17 protein-coding genes are annotated in these 19,574 nt (G+C 40.0%); 13 read left to right on the forward strand and 4 right to left on the reverse strand.

Annotation, left to right across the window (positions count from 1 at the left end):
- Both WA352_RS09370 and WA352_RS09375 read right to left on the reverse strand, forming a co-directional pair.
- Positions 1 to 1,366, reverse strand: a 1,366-nt coding sequence (locus WA352_RS09370) for a heavy metal sensor histidine kinase (protein ID WP_336142216.1), incomplete at its 3' end; no start/stop codon positions are given.
- Positions 1,350 to 2,033 (reverse strand): heavy metal response regulator transcription factor, encoded by a 684-nt coding sequence (locus tag WA352_RS09375; protein WP_336142219.1) that lies wholly within the window; start codon positions 2,031 to 2,033, stop codon positions 1,350 to 1,352. The genes WA352_RS09375 and WA352_RS09370, both read right to left, overlap by 17 nt.
- Before the next feature lie 150 nt (positions 2,034 to 2,183).
- Between WA352_RS09375 and WA352_RS09380 the strand changes: the two genes are divergently transcribed.
- Positions 2,184 to 2,876 (forward strand): outer membrane protein, encoded by a 693-nt coding sequence (locus tag WA352_RS09380; protein ID WP_336142222.1) that lies wholly within the window; start codon positions 2,184 to 2,186, stop codon positions 2,874 to 2,876.
- Between the two features lie 125 nt (positions 2,877 to 3,001).
- On the forward strand, positions 3,002 to 3,403 hold the full coding sequence (gene uraH / locus WA352_RS09385) for a hydroxyisourate hydrolase (protein WP_336142223.1): 402 nt from the start codon (positions 3,002 to 3,004) through the stop codon (positions 3,401 to 3,403).
- Positions 3,404 to 3,439: 36 nt separating this feature from the next.
- Here uraH and WA352_RS09390 read toward each other — a convergent pair whose 3' ends face one another.
- Complete coding sequence (locus WA352_RS09390) at positions 3,440 to 5,143, reverse strand: M61 family metallopeptidase (RefSeq protein WP_336142228.1); 1,704 nt, start codon at positions 5,141 to 5,143, stop codon at positions 3,440 to 3,442.
- Positions 5,144 to 5,580: 437 nt separating this feature from the next.
- Between WA352_RS09390 and WA352_RS09395 the strand changes: the two genes are divergently transcribed.
- The 9 genes from WA352_RS09395 to WA352_RS09435 all read left to right on the forward strand — a co-directional run bounded on the left by WA352_RS09395 (position 5,581) and on the right by WA352_RS09435 (position 16,244).
- Positions 5,581 to 6,900: a D-alanyl-D-alanine carboxypeptidase PBP6B gene (locus WA352_RS09395; RefSeq protein ID WP_336142231.1), complete on the forward strand. Its 1,320-nt coding sequence runs from the start codon at positions 5,581 to 5,583 to the stop codon at positions 6,898 to 6,900.
- A 95-nt stretch (positions 6,901 to 6,995) separates the two neighbouring features.
- Positions 6,996 to 8,282 carry an NAD(P)/FAD-dependent oxidoreductase gene (locus WA352_RS09400; protein ID WP_336142234.1) on the forward strand — a complete coding sequence of 429 codons (1,287 nt, stop codon included), beginning with the start codon at positions 6,996 to 6,998 and terminating at the stop codon, positions 8,280 to 8,282.
- A 125-nt stretch (positions 8,283 to 8,407) separates the two neighbouring features.
- Positions 8,408 to 8,890: an FKBP-type peptidyl-prolyl cis-trans isomerase gene (locus tag WA352_RS09405; protein WP_004801387.1), complete on the forward strand. Its 483-nt coding sequence runs from the start codon at positions 8,408 to 8,410 to the stop codon at positions 8,888 to 8,890.
- 120 nt (positions 8,891 to 9,010) lie between these two features.
- A complete protein-coding gene (gene phrB, locus WA352_RS09410; protein ID WP_336142237.1) occupies positions 9,011 to 10,450 on the forward strand; it encodes a deoxyribodipyrimidine photo-lyase in 1,440 nt (479 codons plus the stop codon).
- 186 nt (positions 10,451 to 10,636) lie between these two features.
- On the forward strand, positions 10,637 to 11,386 hold the full coding sequence (locus WA352_RS09415; protein ID WP_032864835.1) for a membrane protein: 750 nt from the start codon (positions 10,637 to 10,639) through the stop codon (positions 11,384 to 11,386).
- Positions 11,386 to 12,291, forward strand: a complete 906-nt coding sequence (locus WA352_RS09420; RefSeq protein WP_336142240.1) for a hypothetical protein — start codon at positions 11,386 to 11,388, stop codon at positions 12,289 to 12,291. Before WA352_RS09415 ends, WA352_RS09420 begins: the two co-directional genes overlap by 1 nt.
- A complete protein-coding gene (locus WA352_RS09425; RefSeq protein ID WP_004801394.1) occupies positions 12,278 to 13,528 on the forward strand; it encodes a glycosyltransferase family 2 protein in 1,251 nt (416 codons plus the stop codon). Before WA352_RS09420 ends, WA352_RS09425 begins: the two co-directional genes overlap by 14 nt.
- A complete protein-coding gene (locus tag WA352_RS09430; RefSeq protein ID WP_004801397.1) occupies positions 13,529 to 15,376 on the forward strand; it encodes a hypothetical protein in 1,848 nt (615 codons plus the stop codon).
- Complete coding sequence (locus WA352_RS09435) at positions 15,354 to 16,244, forward strand: hypothetical protein (protein ID WP_336142246.1); 891 nt, start codon at positions 15,354 to 15,356, stop codon at positions 16,242 to 16,244. Before WA352_RS09430 ends, WA352_RS09435 begins: the two co-directional genes overlap by 23 nt.
- Before the next feature lie 6 nt (positions 16,245 to 16,250).
- Here WA352_RS09435 and WA352_RS09440 read toward each other — a convergent pair whose 3' ends face one another.
- A complete protein-coding gene (locus tag WA352_RS09440) occupies positions 16,251 to 17,465 on the reverse strand; it encodes a tetratricopeptide repeat protein (protein ID WP_336142250.1) in 1,215 nt (404 codons plus the stop codon).
- Between the two features lie 230 nt (positions 17,466 to 17,695).
- Here WA352_RS09440 and WA352_RS09445 point away from each other — a divergent pair, with 230 nt between their 5' ends.
- Together WA352_RS09445 and WA352_RS09450 are read left to right on the forward strand one after the other, a co-directional pair.
- Positions 17,696 to 18,397, forward strand: a complete 702-nt coding sequence (locus tag WA352_RS09445; RefSeq protein WP_171549260.1) for a VIT1/CCC1 transporter family protein — start codon at positions 17,696 to 17,698, stop codon at positions 18,395 to 18,397.
- A gap of 119 nt (positions 18,398 to 18,516) precedes the next feature.
- A complete protein-coding gene (locus WA352_RS09450; protein WP_336142254.1) occupies positions 18,517 to 19,560 on the forward strand; it encodes an NAD(P)H-dependent flavin oxidoreductase in 1,044 nt (347 codons plus the stop codon).
- The last annotated feature ends 14 nt before the right edge of the window (positions 19,561 to 19,574 follow it).

Below are 19,574 nucleotides of genomic sequence, written 5' to 3' on the forward strand. Positions count from 1 at the left end.
GTGGTAAGATCAATTTAAACGCCACCCCTTCAAATCGATTTTCGACCTCAGTTGAACCCGCATGTAACTGCATAATTGAGTTCACAATAGCCAAACCCAGACCACCTGTTTGTGCTTTTTGATGTCGACTTTCATCGACCTGATAAAACCGGTCGAATAAGTAAGGCAAATGCTTTTCATCAATAAAAACGCCTTCTGTCACAATCGTCATGACACAGTTTAAATCACGTTGCTTTACCGCTACTGCAATCACACCATGTGCTCGACCATGTAAAATGGCATTACTGATTAAATTCGCAATCGCACGCTGGATTAATGCCTCATTCGCCATGATATTGAAATCATCCATGACATCCAGTTGGAGCGTCATCTGATGTTCTTCAATCAAACAATCAAAATAATCAATAACATTCCTCATCAGCTGTTTGACATTGACTGACTTTTTTTCAAGCATCTGTTCATCATGTTCAGAACGTGCAATAAACAGCATGCTTTCGATCATTTTGGTGAGTCGTTCATACTCTTCCAAATGCGAATATAATAAATTTTCTAATTCTTCTGTTTTACGGGGTTGTGACAATAAAATCTGAGTTTGTCCCATTAAATTATTGAGTGGCGTTCTCAGTTCATGTGCAATATCTTCTGAAAATTGCGCCAGTTTCTGATAATCCTGCTGAATTTTATCCAGCATTTCATTCATCGCCTGACTCAGTTGCTGAACTTCAATATTGGTGGATTCAACTTCAATACGATGATTCAGTTTTTGCACATTAATTTTACTGGTCTCGGCAATTAAAGTACGCATGGAACGGAATAAATAATGTCCCACCATAAATCCTAGAAGACTGGACAATAAAATACCTAGACCGCTATAAAACAAGACTTTCCAAAAATATTGACTCAGGATCTGATTCGCCCCATCCCATTGTTGTCCTGCAATCAATTGATACTGCTTATGACCATATTGGATGGATTGAAATGCAAAACGTGTACTCGGATGCTCAACTGTATTATTACGATACTGAATTTTATTAGAATAATTCAGTTCAGGGATTTTGATCTGTAATGGATTAATTCTAATGAGATCCCGTGCTGATTCTTTGACAATAAAAATACTGTCCTCGTGCCCCACCATATTTTCATAAAGCTTAGGATATTTCCCCAATATCTGAACAGTATGTGCATCAGTCAAAAAAACTTCCATCCGTTTGATCCGAGCAGCCAAGGCCTTATCTTGCTGGGTATAGACCATTTCACGAAAATTTTGATAAGACAAACCGCCAATACTGATAAAAACTACACAGGAAATTAAGCTAAAGGCAATACTTAAGCGGGATGCCAATGACAGTCTATTCATTATTGCCATCTTTTAAATCAACCTTATAGCCCATGCCCCTGACGGTATAAATTAACTTGGGAACAAAATGATCATCAATTTTTGCTCTTAATCGGCGTATCGCAACATCCACCACGTTGGTATCCGTATCAAAATTAATATTCCAAACCATTGAGGCAATTTGCGTTCGTGTCAGTACTTCACCACGATGTTGAATCAACAACTGTAACAACACAAACTCTTTGGCAGTTAAATCAATTTTAGTATCAGCACGATACACTTCCCGACTGAGTCGGTTTAAGCTTAAGTTTGAAATTTGATAAATTTCTTTTTCTACATTCGGTACACGGCGTAACAGGCTTTTAATTCGTGCCAAGAGTTCCACATAAGAGAATGGTTTAATTAAATAATCATCAGCTCCAAGCTCTAAACCTTTTACTCGATCCAGAACATGATCTTTTGCAGTTAGCATTAAAACTGGTATTTTCGAAAAAGTACGTAATGTTTGCAAAACTTGCCAACCGTCCAATTGTGGCAACATCACATCCAAAATCAGTAAATCAAAGACGTCTTGTTGCAAACGTGACAATGCCTCTATGCCATCTTTTGCAATAGCACAGGTATAACCTGATTCATTTAATCCTTTCGCTAAAAACTGCGCGATTTTAGATTCATCTTCGACAATTAAAATATGCATCCCACATCTTAACCTTGTTTATTCATTGCCAAGATTACAAATCGGTAATCCAATTGTCATCACGCTAAGATTTTTTTCTTCCTACCATGTTCTGAGGAAATAAAGATTTTTATCACCAAACATTCCTCTACTGATTTTGGAAAATTGAATATGGACAAGCTACTCACCCGTTTCGCGGTTTCATCTGTTTTACTGACTGCTGTATCCCTAAGTTACGCTCAGGACGTCAATGATGCAGGTTATTATATCTCTGCAAAAGTTGCCGCTGCTAAGCTCCAAGCCGACAATATGGAAACCAGCTTACGCCCTGGCATTGGTCAATTTATCGCGGGTAAAGATAAAAAAGATTTAACCAATACCTCATTGGGTTTCGGCTATGACTTTGGCAATGGTTGGCGTACTGAAGGTGAATATAGCTTTAAAAATAATGCTGAATTTACCAGCGGTTCAAGCAACTTTCCAACCAGCCTCAATCATCATAAAGTCGATACACAACGCTTGATGTTGAATGCTTATCGTGATTTCGAAGTGATGCAAAATGTCGCTGTATACGGCAACCTTGGATTAGGTGTTGCACGTACCGAATCTTCTGGCTGGCAAGGTAATTCCTCTCGCCAATACCTTTCAAATACCGAAACCCAACTGGTGTATAGCATTGGTGCAGGGGCTAGTTATAAAGCAATTGATAACCTTAACCTTGATTTGGGCTACCGTTATGTCGACTTGGGTAAAGCCGATAGCGGTTTAAATAACTTCACCAATGCACGTAACTTGCAAGATGAGCAAATGAAAGCACATCTATACTCAAGCGAGTTCTATCTAGGCGCAAGATATTCATTCTAAAACAACATTAAAAAAGCACTGATCAACAGTGCTTTTTGCGCTCCTATCTCATGCCATACATTGCCCTCACAACAGCTGACGGCAGTACATACCAAAACATTAATCAAGAAAGGTGGAATATTGCTATGTATAAAAATCTATTCGCCATCGCCGCACTATCGGCTTCAAGCAGCTTGTTTGCAGCGACAAACTCATTGAGTGTGCATGTTCTCAATCAGCAAAATGGTCTACCTGCTGCTGATGTCACCGTTGTTCTCGAAGCACAACAAAAAAATCAATGGATAGAAATCAATCAGGCCAAAACTGATCAGAATGGACGAATTACTGCACTTTATCCGGTGCAACAACAATTAAAGTCGGGTATTTATAAAGTGACTTTTAAAACAGGTGACTGGTATAAAGCGCAAAAACAAAGCAGTTTTTTCCCTGAAATTCCTGTTATTTTTGAAGTTGATGGAACCTTGCCGCACTATCATATTCCATTACTGCTCAGCCCCTATGGTTATTCGACTTATCGAGGCAGCTAATAAAAAGGACGCTCATAGCGTCCTTTTTATCAAGTTCTAACCCTTCAACCAGCGGTCAACTTTTTGCTGATCTTCAACTTTGAGTTCAACTGTTATCAGTGAGTTTTCACCCGCTTGCAGTTCCAGTTGTAATAACTCATCGCGGCGGAATGCATAAACTGTAAAGCGACCTTTTTGCTTCGCATATTTGGCTAAAAGTTTTTCTGATGCTTTGATACCATCAATCGCGATAATGACATCATTCGCCGACAAGCCCGCTTGAGCTGCGGCACTGTCACGACGAAGCTGTTGCACCACCACACCTTCCGCTTTATCAGCCACTTTTAAGCCAAAAGGTAAAGCCTTATCATCTTTGATGTTATAACTTAAACCAAATTCAGGGAATAGTTGATCAAGTGGTAACTCATCCGTGGTGTTAATCAAATGATTGATTTGCTCGATCCAGTTATCACCTGTCAATTCATTGCATAATTCAAAAATAGTCCGATCATTGACCTGAATACCATTTTGGGTATTTTCATACAAACGACGCATCAAAGCATCTAAGTTAGAACCACGTAAGCGTAAGCCTAAGTCTAAGCAAAGTGCCACTAAACTACCTTTGTTATAGTAGCTGGTCCCTGCATTATTTGAGTTTTCATCCTGACGATAGAACTTAATCCATGCATCAAAACTCGACTCGGAAACGGATTGAATCAAGCGTCCTGGATTTTGTAAATAACGATCAATTTGCGCTTTCAGTAGCTCTAAATAAGACTTCTGCGAAATCACCCCACTACGCAATAAAATCAAATCATCGTAATAAGACGTAAAACCCTCAAAAATCCACAGTAAGCTGGTGTACGATTCTTTATGCAAATCATAGTTGGCAAAATTTTCAGGACGAATAAATTTCACTAACCATGAATGAAAATACTCATGGCTGCACAGACCTAAGAAACGTTGATAATCTTTAGAAGGTTCTTCTGTTTCATCTGCCTTCGGTAAATCATCACGTGGGGTAATTAAGCTGGTACTGTTGCAGTGCTCCAAACCGCCATAACTATTGCCTGTGGCCATGGTCATAAAGGTATAGTTTTGGAATGGTGCTGAACCAAACATGTTGATTTCAGTCTGGCAGATCTTTTGAATGTCCGCCTCTAAACGCGACAAGTTGGTCGTGTGTTTTCCAGAAATTACAAACTCATGCGGAATACCGTTGGCTTCAAAACTAAAACGACTTTGCTCTGCCAATTCAAATGGACTATCAATCAGTTGGTCATAGTTTTCTGCTTTTAAGGTGAAACGCCCCTTCACTAAGCTTTTTGATGGCAAACCTGTTGCGATTTGAAAATGTTTTAATTCATCAGGTAGGAATAGTTCAAGCTCACATGCTGCTTGTTCTTGATCTATCAGCCCTAAACAAACACATGCAGGGTTAACATATAACCGTGTTTGATCGACATAGGCACCACGTACGGACAAATCATAGGCATACACATCATATTCAACCGTAATCAGTTCGTGATCGGTATTGAATAAACGCCAACGATTTTTTTCAGTTTTTTTAATCGTCAGTAAACGTCCAGCTTCATCTGATGCTTTCACTGACTCGATATGTTTTGAGAATTCTCGAATCAAATAACTACCGGGAATCCAAGTCGGTAGCCAAAGCTCTTGATTGGGATTTGCAAGAAAACGAAGTGTGACATGAATCAGATGCTGGCGATAATCGTCGAACTCAATTTGGTAGTGCAACATAATTTTTAATCATGAAAATAGGAACAATTTCACACAGCTTAGCATTTTTTTACAAAGTCATGCGTAGATGTCGTAATTGTCAGCAAAAGTTTAGGGGCTATTGTCACTTTATCTATGGTTGTGACAGTGGGGATTTTTTAGGCGATACAAGGCATGTCTTGTGAAATTTAGTCATTCTAAATGAACAATGCATAACGTAGTAGCGACAAAAAATGTTCCTGTCCCAAAGGGTTGTGGCTAAAATATCCTCATACTTCGTTATGAAACTTGGCAAGGGAATAGCCATTCCCTGCGTTTCATGCCTTGCCTGATGATTTTTTAGCCTACAACGCAATTCATATATAAATTGTCAATAGCCCCTAGATTCTTCAACAAAAAAGTCATAGCATTCTCCTCTCACATTTAAGGCCATCGGATCGGCAATACAAGGTATTCACGTGAAATTTCTCCTCTCCCTCTTTACGTTATTTAGTCTCGTCTGTGCAAACCTTGCACATGCAAATTTACTGAACATCGCCCCTGAAACAGTTGAAGCACAAGCATGGTCAGTGATTGATGCTCAATCAGGGCAAATCATTGCTGAACACAATAGTCACGTTCAACGTGCGCCAGCGTCTTTAACCAAAATGATGGTTGCCTATATCGCATTAAAAGAGATCGAAGCGGGTAAATTACGTAAAGAAGAAGTACTGACTGCTACACCTGTGGTCAGTACAGTGATGTGGGATGAGTCACAGATGTACCTGAAAGCTGGTGAACAGATTTCTGTGGATCAGCTATTGGCAGGTTTAATTGTAATGTCTGCCAATGATGCAGCTGTCACCCTTGCTGAAAAAATTTCAGGCAGTGTGCCGCAGTTCGTTGCTCGTATGAATCAAGAAGCACAAGCATTGGGCATGAAAGATACACATTTCAGCAATCCTGCTGGGATTACCATGACCGATCATTATTCAACAGCGGCAGATTTAAGCCTACTTGCAAAAGCGATTGTGAAACAAACCCCTGAATATTTATATTATTCAAAAATGCCAAGTTTTAGTTATAACCAACATTTTCACCATGCAACCAATCTTGCTTTGAAAATGGATCCAACTGCAGATGGCTTAAAAACAGGTTTTACCAAAGCAGCGGGTTACAACTTAGCCCTCACTGCTGAGCGTCCGACCTTTAATCCACAAGTTGAAAAACGTCGTTTGATTGTTGTGGTTCTGGGCACATCAAGTGCCGTAAAGCGCGCTGAAGTTGCACATAAGTTAATGAACTTGGCTTATACCTATACCCGTGATGAGGAAGTGATTCCAAAACAACGACTCATTGCCGAATTACCTGTGATTAAATCAACTTTGAAGATATTTAAAGTAGAAACACAGCAACCGACCATTGTGACCACTTCTTTATATGGTCAAACCGCACCCATTGATTTAAACACTTTTGATTTATTGACACAACGTATTCATTTGACAGATGCTAACCAGCAAGTCACGACCGTTGAACCGCTTCAAACCACCAATACACATATCAATATTGAGCTCAATGAACAGCATTTAACTGCCCCTTTGACTCAAGTCATGAACTTGGCAACGGTATCAATCTATCAAAACAATCAACTGATACGTAGCTTACAAATTGAGAATGATGTACAGATTGAAGAAGCCAATATTTTTCAGAAAATTATGATCTGGTTTTCTAATTTGTTCAGTTTTTTCTCAACAAATGACACTAAAAACCCAAAACTTTACCCTTTAAACCAAGGTTAAAAAAAACCTACTATTTCTATCAAGATTACCAATACAATATAAAAAAAAGGATGGCATAATCCAGCCATCCTTTCACAAAAAAAATTAGGTTAATCATGAGTAAAACCTTACATCATATCGTGATTGTAGGCGGTGGCGCAGGTGGTTTAGAGCTTGCGACACAACTAGGAGAACGTTTTGGTCGACGCAAGAAAGCCCGAATTACCCTAGTTGACCAAAACCTCACTCATATATGGAAACCTCTCCTTCACGAAATTGCAGCTGGCTCACTTAATCCTCACGAAGAACAAACCAATTATTTTGCTCATGCAGAAAAACATCATTTTGAGTTTGTCCTAGGCACCTTAATCGGTGTCGATAAAGATCAAAAACAAATAAGCATTTCTCCCCCACAACTTTCTAAAGAACATACTCCCCTGACTCAAAGTCTCAGTTACGATACGCTGATACTTGCAGTTGGTTCTGTATCCAATGACTTCGGTACCGAAGGTGTGCGTGAACATTGCCACTTCTTAGATAGTCGAAAACAGGCTGATATCTTCCAACAAGATTTGTTTCATCTATATATCGAAGCACAAAACCAACCAACTGAACGTGCTTTAAATATTGGCATTGTTGGTGCAGGTGCAACGGGGGTTGAACTTGCAGCGGAACTAATTGAAACCACGAAAAACTTTTATCGATATGGTTTAAAGAAAATTGATCCAAAGCAGGTTAAGATTACCCTAATTGAAGCCTCTGATCGCATTCTCCCTGCACTGACTGAAAAAACGGCTGCACACAGTGCCAAGCAACTGAAAAAAATGGGTATTGAAATTCTGACCCAACATAAAGTGCAAAAAGTCGATGAATCAAATGTCTATTTTAGTAATGGTAGTGTCTTGCACTCCGATATTACGGTTTGGGCAGCAGGCGTCAAAGCACCGAAAGTTCTAGAATCATTTACTGATTTTAAACGTGACAAGATTAATCGTTTAATGGTGTATGCAACACTACAGACTTATTCTGACCCAAATGTATTTGCCTTTGGAGATTGTGCTAACTGTCAATTAGATGCGCGTCAACCGCCATTAGGCCCACGTGCACAAGTGGCAAGTCAGCAAGCAACATTCTTGGTTGATGCAATGGCAGCGCGTTTGTCGGGTTCTCCACAACCGATGTTTAGCTTTAATGAGAAAGGATCTCTGGTGTCATTAAGCCATAATCAAGCTGTAGGCGAGTTGTTAGGCGATGTCAGCGTACAGGGCTTTATTGCAAAAACCATGTATGTATCGTTATACCGATTGCATCAAGCCAATATTCATGGCTATACCCAAGCAGGTATGCTCACCATGAAGGATTTTCTAACACGTCGTGTACGTCCAAAAATTAAGCTGTATTGAGTTGAAATTTGATATTTCGTCTCAATATTTAACTAAATCGTTTCAAAAAGTGGAAAATAGTCAACAAAATCTATTTTTCACTTTATGATATACAGCTAAAACTATTGATGACATGGATTCAAAACATGACTGCTATTGCACTTAACCACGTGGTTTCATTCCACTACACTTTAACAAACGCTGAGGGTGAAACACTTGATCAATCTCAAGGTGAACCACTTGCATATTTGCACGGCGCAGGCAACATCATTCCTGGTTTAGAAAATGCACTTACAGGTAAAACTGTAGGCGAAAAATTCACTGTAAACGTTCCAGCTGCTGAAGGTTATGGCGAATACAACCCAGACCTCGTTCAAGAAGTTCCAGCTCAAATGTTCCAAGGTGTGGACAACATCCAACCTGGTATGCAATTCCAAGCTCAAACTGATGATGGCGTTCAAATCGTAACTGTTAAAGCGATTGAAGGCGACAACATCATCGTTGATGCGAACTTCCCACTTGCTGGCCAAGATCTTACTTTTGAAGTAGAAATCGTTGAAATCCGTGATGCTTCTCAAGAAGAATTAGATCATGGTCACGTTCACGGTGCAGGTGGTCACCACCACTAATTCATTTTTGAATTAGATGGAAAAAGCAAAGCTTCGGCTTTGCCTTTTTATTGCCAAGTGCTTTTCCAAAATCGGAAAATCGCTTAACGTTATTCAACTTTCGATTATAATCCCACAGCTATGTCTCAAACCTATCAACTGATTTGGTTTCGCCAAGATTTAAGAATCCATGATCATGCGGCACTTTGGCATGCGACTCAGGTAGGTCCTACAATTGCACTTGTCGTTTTGTCCCCTTCACAGTGGCAGCAACATGACGATGCAGCGATTAAAATCGAATTTTATCTACGTCAATTACAACAACTCAAACAGCAACTTGCAGACCTGAATATTCCTCTGCTGGTTCAAACAATTCCATTTTGGAAAGATATCCCTGATTTTTTCTCACGTTTAATTCAAAAACTTAATATTGAAAATATATATGCCAATATAGAACTTGGCATCAATGAACTCAAACGAGATCAGACTGTACAGCAGCAACTCAATCAATATAAAAAAGAATTGATCCTTTTCCATGATCGAACTCTATTTCCAGTGGCCTCTATCCGCAATCAGTCAAACTCTCCGTATCAGGTTTTTGGTGCATTTAAGAAAACCTGCTATCAACGTTTACAGCACGGTTTACCCCAATGTTATCCTTCCCCAACAGAGCAGCAACCACTGTCACTTGATATATCCACCTTTCAACAAGATGACATCCAAACATTACAACGCGACTATATAAAGCAAATCCCACATACCAACTTTAGCAAATGGCAAGTTGGAGAAGCACATGCACTCATGCTCTTAGATCAATTTATTGATGAACGTTTAACTGACTATAAAACAGCACGGGATTTACCTGCGCTATCTGGCACCAGTCAGCTTTCTGCCTATTTAAATATTGGGATTATTTCGATTCGGCAATGCCTGCAAGCCTTGTTTAGACAGCAACACGGTCATTTTGAGATTCAATCTGAAGGACAACAAACATGGTTAGATGAATTACTTTGGCGGGAGTTCTACCAACATATCTTGTTTGATTTTCCCAAAGTCTCCAAACATCAGCCCTTTCAATCCCAGACCCAAAAGATCAACTGGCGAGAAGATCCTATTGCTTTAGAAAAATGGCAACAAGGACAAACAGGGATTCCGATTATTGATGCAGGTATGCGGCAAATGTTAGCCACGGGTTGGATGCATAATCGAGTCCGTATGATCTGTGCCATGTTCTTAAGCAAAAACCTCCTCATCGACTGGCGTAAAGGTGAACAATGGTTTATGCAGCACCTGATTGATGGTGACTTGGCTGCCAATAATGGGGGATGGCAATGGTGTGCTTCGACAGGCACGGATGCTGTTCCTTATTTCCGTGTGTTTAATCCGACGACGCAATCACAAAAGTTTGATCCTGAAGGCGAATATATCCGTAAATGGATTCCAGAACTTGCCCATCTTGATAACAAAATGATTCATGAACCTTATGCAAAAAATCAGGCTTTAATACTGGATTATCCTAAGCCGATAGTGGATTTAAAGGCCAGTCGGTTACGTGCAATCGATGCATTCAAATCACATTAACAGAGCTTACATAAGTTAAATAAACTTCTAAAATAGGATACTTTTTATTATTTTGAAATACAGACTATACTGTATGTTACTGTTTATAAAATTATTTTACAAAGCTAACAACAGAAAAACTGTCGTCAAAACTGTAAAATAATGCTAACTTCTTCACAAAAGACATTTATTAAAACTAAAATTATTATGCAAAAAAATCCCGCTCCAGCACTCGTCTTGTGGATTATCTCAGCTCAAATTTTTATGGGCATCGTTGCGTACGAGTGGCTGCCAGCAAGTTATCGCGGAAGCTGGGTGTTTTTACTTATTTTGTTAATTTCAGGGGCTTTTTTAAATGTTGGTATGGCCTTAGTTCTCGGGCTCGTCACATTTGTTGGTGTTGCTGTCTATTTTTTCCTTGACCTCGCCAATCAAACTTATGTCGAACGTCAACTGCTATTATTGTTTGTGCTACCAATTACACCGATCTTTTTAAGTGCGATACGTCATAATATTCAAAATGCGCTAAAGAGCTTCCGCGACATTCAGAGTTATGATCGAAATTATCAACACGATATTTTGCCGCTCACTGCATTGAAACATTTCCAAGGCGAATTAAAAAAGCTGCTTCAGCTCACGCATAAAGACCACTATCGAATCATCAGTACCCGTATTAATAACACCGTACTGATTCGTGAAATGCTGGGAGAAGATATTTGGAAAGAAACCCAAAATAAAATTATGGCCATATTATCCACTGAGCGAGATAGCGTAATTTACCACTTTATTAACGAAGAACTCAGTGAAATTAAAAGTATTGTCATTCACGAACCCAGTAGTGACGAAAATCAAATCTATCCACGCTTTATTCAAGATCTTCAGGAACTGACTGTACTCAAACTGCATATTGAGCAACATACTGAATACTTAACACCTTCCAGTCGAGAGGTGCGCTGATGTCTGTCTTACTTAATATTTGTGGTGTGCTGGTTGCAACCAGCCATTTTCCAGATACAACCTTGCAGCAATTTTATCAGCAGTACTATCACTGTCAGATCGAAGCAGCAAAAACGGATCTAAGTACTCAAATTCAAACACCTCAAACAGTCGCTGAACTCTTTCCTCAGCCTGCGACATGGTGGCCTGTGTTCACATCTGATCAGTTGGACTCCGAAAGCTTTAAACAATTGGTTGAACAAGGCGTTAAACCAGGTGTGATTTTACCCAATGAATATTTTAGCGCGGTTAAATATTATAAAATTAAAAAAGCCGTCAATGAGGGTGCTATTCCGATTGCCTTCTATCAAATGGCTCATGCAAAATATTTTGCAGCTAAAGCAACTTTCTCAACTGCCATTGGCCTACGTCCCTTAGCGGCATTGATTGAAACGGGTTGGGATGAAAACCTGATTGCTCAACCCGCTGGTAGTTATATTATTCAATCAGACCTCCCCGATGAATTACGTATTCCAGCACGAAAAATTCAACATCATCAGCACTATTTTTATCAAGCCATTACCGATCCTGCACAAAGCTCAGGTTATCAAGTGATAATTAACCCACCACTTGGAATGCCCGTAAATACTATTGAGTATCCAAAACTGGGGATCTCATGGGATCTGAATCGCACACAATTTAGCAGCAGTACGGAGGGAGTTGAAACCAGTTTATTTGGCTATATTTTGATTGGGCTAAGTACAGTGGTTATTCCACTGGATTATATCTATTCAGCACATTATCCGAGTTTACTCAGTACATTTGGGAGTTCTATCTCCTGGATTTCTTTATTACTTGGCGGCGGATTACTCCTGATCTTGATTATTTCTATCATTCGTAGGAGAAGAATAAATGCCCGCAATTGATATTCTTTTCTTATTTGGCTTTTTAGGCATTTGGATTCCACAAGCCTTTTGGGCATGGTTGAGCTTTCAGGCATGGAAATATTCTAAAAATGCAGCAAAAGAACTGGAAAATCTGCCTATTCCTGAACGATGGCCCGTATTAAGTGTCTTGATTCCAGCCTATAACGAAGGTGTGGTCATCGAAGATACTTTACATGCGATTGCACAACAGGATTATCCTGCCCATGCTTATGAAGTGCTGCTGATTAATGATGGTTCAAAAGACAATACGCTAGAAATTGCGGAAAGAATGGCGGCCATTTATCCTTGCATTAAAATTGTCAATGTCCCCAAAGGGATGGGAGGAAAAGGTAAGTCTCGTACACTCAATAACGGTTTACCGCATGCCACCGGTGAGCTCATTGTAGTCTATGATGCTGACAGTACACCTGAACCCGACTGTGTCCGCCTATTAGCCCAGACCTTACTGGCCGATAAAAAATTAGTGGCGGTAAACGGGAAAGTCCGTACCCGTAACTGGCGTGACAGTATTTTGACTCGTTTTATTGCGATCGAGTTTATTTTCTTCCAATGGATTTTCCAAGGTGGCCGTTGGCAGCGTTTTGAACTGTCGACCTTAATGGGCACCAATTACGTAATCTGGCGCGATGCTCTAGAAACGCTAGGTGGTTTTGATGAAAAATCTTTGGTCGATGATACCGAGATGAGCTTTAGAATTTTCCTCGGGCAAAGAAGAATTAAATGGGTACCCTACGCGGTTGGTTGGCAACAAGACCCTCCTTCTCTAAGTGTATTTGTAAAACAACGCTCACGCTGGACTCAAGGGAATTTCTACGTTACCAGTAAATATTTACCAATCGCACTTCGAAAACCATTCCCTATCGGCATCGAAATTTTTAACAACATCATGTGCTATGTGCTATTTGTACCTGCGCTGATCTGGAGTCACATCACGTTAACCTTAGGCTTATTGGGTATTGCAGGGATTACCGTTCCTGGTCCATTTACGTTACTTTGGGGCTTATCCTTCTGTTTATATGTCGCACAAATGTGGTTCACCCTATCTTTAGAAAGAGCCAAACCTCAACTATATTTCTTCGCGGTTTTATCTTATGTCACGTATTCACAAGTATTCTTATTTATAGTGTTTAAAGCGGCTTATGACATGCTTAAAAATAAGATTCAGGGAAACTCGTTACAGTGGTATAAAACTGAGCGTAGCAAGGAGAAAAAATAAATGAAAAATAAAACCTTACATCATCCATTTTTAAAAGCTATGCTTGCAAGTGTAGTCCTCTCCTTGCCCGTATTCACATCTGCGGATACATTAAATACATGGACCTTTGACAACATCAACACGTCCAATAAATATACCATTGAACCGCACTTCTTTTATGTAGGAAAAGGCTCTGAATGGCAGAACATCCGTTTTACTAGCGATTACTCCACAGAGCATTTCACCACTTTACTCGTCAAATTTGATGACAAGCTGATCTACAACACCACCTTAAATGGCGACGGGACATTAAGCTTCGACATTCCTGCAACTCAAAACGGTTTTCATCGTTTAGATTTTATTTTACAGCAGTATTCGCCAAATACCTCGCCTGCTGCTGATCGGACTACCTTCTGTAGTGAAGATGTCGATCAAGTGACTTATTTAAGCAATTCTAAAATTGAATATATACGCCACCGTCCCATTTATCGCTTAAAAGATTTGCCTGATGCTTTATTTAACCCACAGGTTGTCCGTCCAACGCCATTTGTTGGAGTCTTGAAATATAATCCCGCAAATGTCAATGAAGCTTCAATGCTAGGACGTTTGATCAGTGCATGGGGTTCAGTCACGCCTATCCAATGGTATGAACAAAACGCACCAACGGAGCAGACACCCAACTTTTATATTGAAATTGTAAAATCAGCCAGTCCGTTACCTAAAGGGACTTTAGTGCAAATTAGCACTGCCAATGATATTCCAACCTTACAAATTCAATATGACCAACCAGAAAAACTGACCTCTGCAATTAACGGCTTACTCAATTCAGAATATTTACAACAACTGAATACCTCAGCAACCTTTCTTCCCAATAAGCTTGCAGCACCAAACTGGGCTAAAATCAAACAAATTCACACCCTTGCCGATTTAGGTATTAGTGATTTCCGCTTGAACCAAGCTGAAAAAAATCTCTTCCTCAACTTCCCCGCAGTTTGGCAGCCAACGGATATTTTACAAGGTCAAATTGCATTGCGTGTGCAGAGTGGTTTATTGGAAGGCTCTAACATTACCACTTGGATTGATGGCGGTTTTGCTGGGAGTTTGAAAACAGCCAATTTAGATTCGGACCCCGTTAACCGTCAATTTAACTATTTTGCCAAAACTATTTCGAACAATACGACCTTTAACTTAAAGCTTGAAAATTCGGTGATTGTAAATTCACAATGTTTACCAACCGCAAAAGGTTCTCTCTGGATTGATACACAAAAGTCGACGGTAAAACTCCCACATAAACTCAAAAATGGGGTTGCATCCTTATCAATGACTTTTGCAACCCATCCAACCATTGCGATTGATAGCAATGCGGGAAGCTTGGAAATCGCGATGATCGTCAGCCAAGTGGCTAAAAAAATGCTGATGACCAATGATCCAATCCCACTCAATCTAGTCAAACTTGATCCAGCAAAACCCGAACTTCTCAATGTACAGGTCAACCCCAATATCTATCGCCAACAGGTATTAATGCACCAAAGCACACTTTACCCACCTGCGACTGTGAATGGCTTCTTGGTCAGTTTCCATGATCAACGCTTTGATATTATTACAGACTCGATGCAAGGCGCTCAAAACTTCACCAAGCTTTGGGAAAAGGTTCAACAAAATATCCCCAATAATGCCAGCAAGATATTGGTGACTGAAAGTGGTCAGGTCTTCATTTTACAAAAGATTATGGTCGGCAACCAGAAAGCCCCTCTTGTTAAGCAATCATCATTCTTTATCTTGGTCGTTATAATCTCTGCTATCATGATTCTTGCAATTTTGCTCTGGTACTGGCGAAAAAGACCAAATGCTAAAAATAAGGCTGACTAAATCCACAACGTTAATCACGCTTGCTTTATCAGCCCTGTTATTTTTAGGAGGTTGTATTCATCATCTCAAAACAGATGTACAACCTCCACAAATTGAAGGTATGTTCTGGCAACCTGACTTGGCTACAACGCCACCGTCAGGCAATTGGAACTTACTTGGTGTTTCTACTTTCGTGCCACAATGGTCGGTGGTGCAATCTAAATCATGGTTTGATCATGACATGGGTTTAGAAAAATGGGATAAAAACATTAATCTGAAACAGCTCCAGCAAAAAGCATGGGCTCAGCATATTTTACTTGGATTAGCAGGAGAATATGATGAAAGGTTAGCCCGCTCCAATGTATTGCAGCTTGCCGAGAATTCTAAAAAAATCATCGAGAATACTAAATCCATTCCACTTAAAGGTTATTACTTTCCAGTGGAAGCAGACCCGACTTGGATCTGTGTCAATGATCTTGCCAAAGCGATCCGAATTTTACCAAAACCACTTTGGATCAGTATCTATAGTGGTGAACAAGCACCAGAGCATTTAGATGCTTGGTTAAAAAGCTGGCTGCCTAGCCATACAGGCGTATTCTTTCAGGATGGTGTCGGTGTCGGAACCCGTTCACCACAACAAGCGCGTATCGTTTTAGAAGATCTTCAAAAAGAATTTGGAAAAGATAATATTATCATCGTATTAGAAGCTTTCCGCCCAACGAAAGGTGGAAAATTCCGCTCCGCCTATCCTTGGGAAATCATTGAACAACTTAAAAGCTATGAAGGGCAAAAAGTATATATTTTTGACGGTCCACATTATATGAACCGTATGACTGTTTATACTGTCGCCCTGTGGTACAAGCTCAGGTATGGAGCAAATACCCATTAATGCTCGTTAAAAACTCTTATAAAAAACCAGTTCAGTACGGGTATTGTTATAGTTTTCAGTTCCATCGGCTAAAGCATCTTTGAAATAATGCCCATATAGATGCTCAACACGTAATTTTACTGGAATATAGTTAAATGGTTGCCAAGCAACGCCAGCACCATATTCAAATAAATTATTGTAATTTTCGCCTTCCGAATCCGCTAAGGTATGTAGCTTGCCATAGGCTTGTACTGTTCCCGCTTCACCACGATAAACATTAAAACCTGAACGCAATCTCAAATCAGCAATCACATTATAATCTTCACGTGAATAGCTCGCGACATTGCCATACAAGTCAGTAAAATAATCATTCCATACCGTGCGTTGTTCTGCAGTAGGATTGGCATACCACTCTTGATAGCCCGTAACCCCACCCACCACACTTTCCCGGAATTTGTCCCGATTACGGTCAATCAGATCATAACTGCCACCCACTTCTAAATAAGCACGGATCGGGATCGATTGCCAAGGTTGATAATTCGCTCCCAAGCCGATGGTCACGGCATTCTCATCAATAATTTCTGGACGTACGCCGCCTTTAGATTTGGTGTCACGGTTTAGATTCACAAAGCCATAGACTTGTGCCCGACCATTATCAAGATTCTTCCCATAACGCATTTTTAAGGGGAAAATAAAATCGTCATAGCGAGACTCATAAGACGGGGCAAAATACACATCTTTAAACGTCGAGGGAACAGATGCCCCGCTCAGATTTTGCACTGCTTGCTGTGCTTTTGCAGCAATTTCAGCGTCGGATGAGGTCGATAGATTCTTAAAAATCACTAAAGCTTCTTTGTTCCTTTTTTGCTGATTCAACAAATACGCTTCTTGTAATTTCAGTTGATCATCTTCGGGTGCAAGCTGCTCAGCTTTGCGTACACTCTGAATTGCCTCGTCTTGCTTATTTAAACGAATCTGCAAGTAGGTCAAACTTTTCCAGACTTTAATATCTTGTGGCGTGAGTTGTCCTAATTCAAGTAAGATTTTCTCAGCTTCTACTGGCTGGCTTTGTTCAATTTTATAAAACTTGTCCCAACGATCATAAATTGGGTTACCTGGTTTATATGCTGCATCCCCTTCTTTGACAAAATCAGAGTCAGCACTGAATGCATGTTGAACTGGTAAGATAAGACCTAAAATTAATAGTGTATGACTCAGCAGCTTATTTTTGGAATTGTTCATCGCAGATCTCGACTAAAAATACTCAGAATATAGACAATAAAAAGTCAATGTAATCTAAAGTTAAAGTGTTAAATTATTCACATATTATAACCAAATCATGGTTATGCTATCGTTAAAATAAGTTATTTTATAATAGATTAAGTTTATGAATCATCAATAGAATTTTACAAATATTCGCTACATTTACTTTTATAAATAATGAAATTCACTCGATCTAAAAGAGCAAGATTATGTCCTACTCCCAACATGCAGAACCGCATGTGATACAACGTTCTGGCTGGCTGAGAGCCGCTGTTTTAGGTGCCAATGATGGCATTATTTCCGTCACCAGTTTAATTATGGGTATGGCTGCAAGCGGCGCAAGTTCTCATACCTTATTGATTACCTGTATCGCAGGACTCATTTCTGGTGCTACCTCAATGGCAGCCGGCGAATACATTTCGGTCAAATCTCAAGAAGATATTGAAAAATCAGATCTGCGATTTGAGGCTAGAGAACTAGAAAAAAACCCGCATGCTGAATTAAAAGAACTGACTCAGATTTATATTTCACGCGGTTTGAATCCAGAGCTTGCCCACGAGGTTGCCAAGCAACTGACTGAACACGATGCTCTCGGTGCACATGCACGAGATGAAATTGGGATTCATGAAAATACTGCTGCCAACCCAGTTCAAGCGGCTTTGTCCTCAGCAGCGTCTTTCTCTTGTGGTGCGGCCCTCCCCATGCTCGCGATTTTACTCAGTCCAAGCACGTGGGTCGCACGCTCAGTCCTGATCACAGGTGTTATTTCATTAGCCTTATTAGGTGCTTTATCCAGTTACTTCGCACGTACCTCTATGTTAAAAGGCAGTATACGTATTACGTTATGGGGCGTCTTGGCAATGGCATTTTCTAGTTGGGTCGGCTCTCTGTTTAATGTCACACCTATATAGAAAGCTAAGTTTTTTAATATAAAAATAACCTCTATATTCAACAAGTAAATAGCGATTATTATTTGCAAGCCTTTTTGTTTTTACGTTAAGGTGGTTAAAAATGGAATGAGTAAAGCATCATGTCAATTTTACAATTATTAGAAATAAAACATCCGATTTTACTAGCACCGATGGCAGGTGTTTCGACTCCAGAACTTGCCGCAGAAGTTTCTAATCAAGGTGCATTAGGTTCCTTAGGTCTTGGTGCAAATACGCCAGAAGCAGCTAAAGCCCATATTTTAAAAACTCAAGCGTTAACAGATCAGCCCTTTCAAGTGAACTTCTTTTGTCATCAATCAGAACCTTTGAATCCTGAAACGGCACAACATTGGATTGATTATATTCGTCCTCAATTTGAGAAGTTTAAAGCAGAACCACCCACACACCTGAATTGCATTTATCCCAGCTTTTTAGACAATGATGACTATTTGCATGTGGTACTTGAAACTAGCCCCAAAGCGGTGAGTTTTCATTTTGGGATTCCACACCCCCATCAAATTCAAGCACTAAAAGATGCTGGGATTATCACGATGGTCTCTGCAACCAATTTGCTTGAAGCCCAAGCGATTGAGGCTGCTGGCATCGATATCATTATCGCACAAGGAATTGAAGCAGGTGGGCATCGTGGTATTTTCAATCAACATTTTGATGCTGCAATAAAGACAGCTGATTTGGTTCAACTCATCGCTAAAAATTGCAATATTCCAGTGATTGCCGCAGGTGGCATTATGAATGGTGAACAGGCTAGAACCATACTGAAATTAGGAGCTGCTGCGGTACAATTAGGTACAGCATTTGTACAATGTAAAAGTTCAAGTGCAAATGCAGCCTACCGTAAAGCTCTATTTAGCCAAAACATTACTCAAATCAGTGCCAGTCTGTCTGGCCGACCTGCACGGGGCTTACTCGGTACTTGGCATACACAGGTTGATTCACCCAATCGCCCCAAAGTCCCTGCTTATCCATATACCTATGATTTAGCTAAACAGTTAATGAGTGTTGCTGGCAGACAGCATGATTTTAGTTATGGTGCCTTTTGGGCGGGCAGCAATGTTGGACAAATCAGAGAATTGGAAGCAGCTGATCTGATTAATCAACTGGTCTTAGAAATGAAAACCAACTAAGCCTGTAAATAGAG

The sequence above is a fragment of the Acinetobacter sp. 102 genome (assembly GCF_037028485.1).
Taxonomy (GTDB): Bacteria; Pseudomonadota; Gammaproteobacteria; order Pseudomonadales; family Moraxellaceae; genus Acinetobacter; species Acinetobacter higginsii.

Excerpts from the sequence above, each read along its gene's own strand:
- WA352_RS09390 (WP_336142228.1), bottom strand. The coding sequence starts at position 5,143 with ATGTTGCACTACCAAATTGAGTTCGACGATTATCGCCAGCATCTGATT.
- WA352_RS09375 (WP_336142219.1), bottom strand. The coding sequence starts at position 2,033 with ATGCATATTTTAATTGTCGAAGATGAATCTAAAATCGCGCAGTTTTTA.
- WA352_RS09430 (WP_004801397.1), top strand. The coding sequence starts at position 13,529 with ATGAAAAATAAAACCTTACATCATCCATTTTTAAAAGCTATGCTTGCA.
- WA352_RS09425 (WP_004801394.1), top strand. The coding sequence starts at position 12,278 with ATGCCCGCAATTGATATTCTTTTCTTATTTGGCTTTTTAGGCATTTGG.
- uraH (WP_336142223.1), top strand. The coding sequence starts at position 3,002 with ATGTATAAAAATCTATTCGCCATCGCCGCACTATCGGCTTCAAGCAGC.
- WA352_RS09380 (WP_336142222.1), top strand. The coding sequence starts at position 2,184 with ATGGACAAGCTACTCACCCGTTTCGCGGTTTCATCTGTTTTACTGACT.
- WA352_RS09440 (WP_336142250.1), bottom strand. The coding sequence starts at position 17,465 with ATGAACAATTCCAAAAATAAGCTGCTGAGTCATACACTATTAATTTTA.
- WA352_RS09445 (WP_171549260.1), top strand. The coding sequence starts at position 17,696 with ATGTCCTACTCCCAACATGCAGAACCGCATGTGATACAACGTTCTGGC.
- WA352_RS09450 (WP_336142254.1), top strand. The coding sequence starts at position 18,517 with ATGTCAATTTTACAATTATTAGAAATAAAACATCCGATTTTACTAGCA.
- WA352_RS09415 (WP_032864835.1), top strand. The coding sequence starts at position 10,637 with ATGCAAAAAAATCCCGCTCCAGCACTCGTCTTGTGGATTATCTCAGCT.
- WA352_RS09405 (WP_004801387.1), top strand. The coding sequence starts at position 8,408 with ATGACTGCTATTGCACTTAACCACGTGGTTTCATTCCACTACACTTTA.
- WA352_RS09400 (WP_336142234.1), top strand. The coding sequence starts at position 6,996 with ATGAGTAAAACCTTACATCATATCGTGATTGTAGGCGGTGGCGCAGGT.
- phrB (WP_336142237.1), top strand. The coding sequence starts at position 9,011 with ATGTCTCAAACCTATCAACTGATTTGGTTTCGCCAAGATTTAAGAATC.
- WA352_RS09435 (WP_336142246.1), top strand. The coding sequence starts at position 15,354 with ATGCTAAAAATAAGGCTGACTAAATCCACAACGTTAATCACGCTTGCT.
- WA352_RS09420 (WP_336142240.1), top strand. The coding sequence starts at position 11,386 with ATGTCTGTCTTACTTAATATTTGTGGTGTGCTGGTTGCAACCAGCCAT.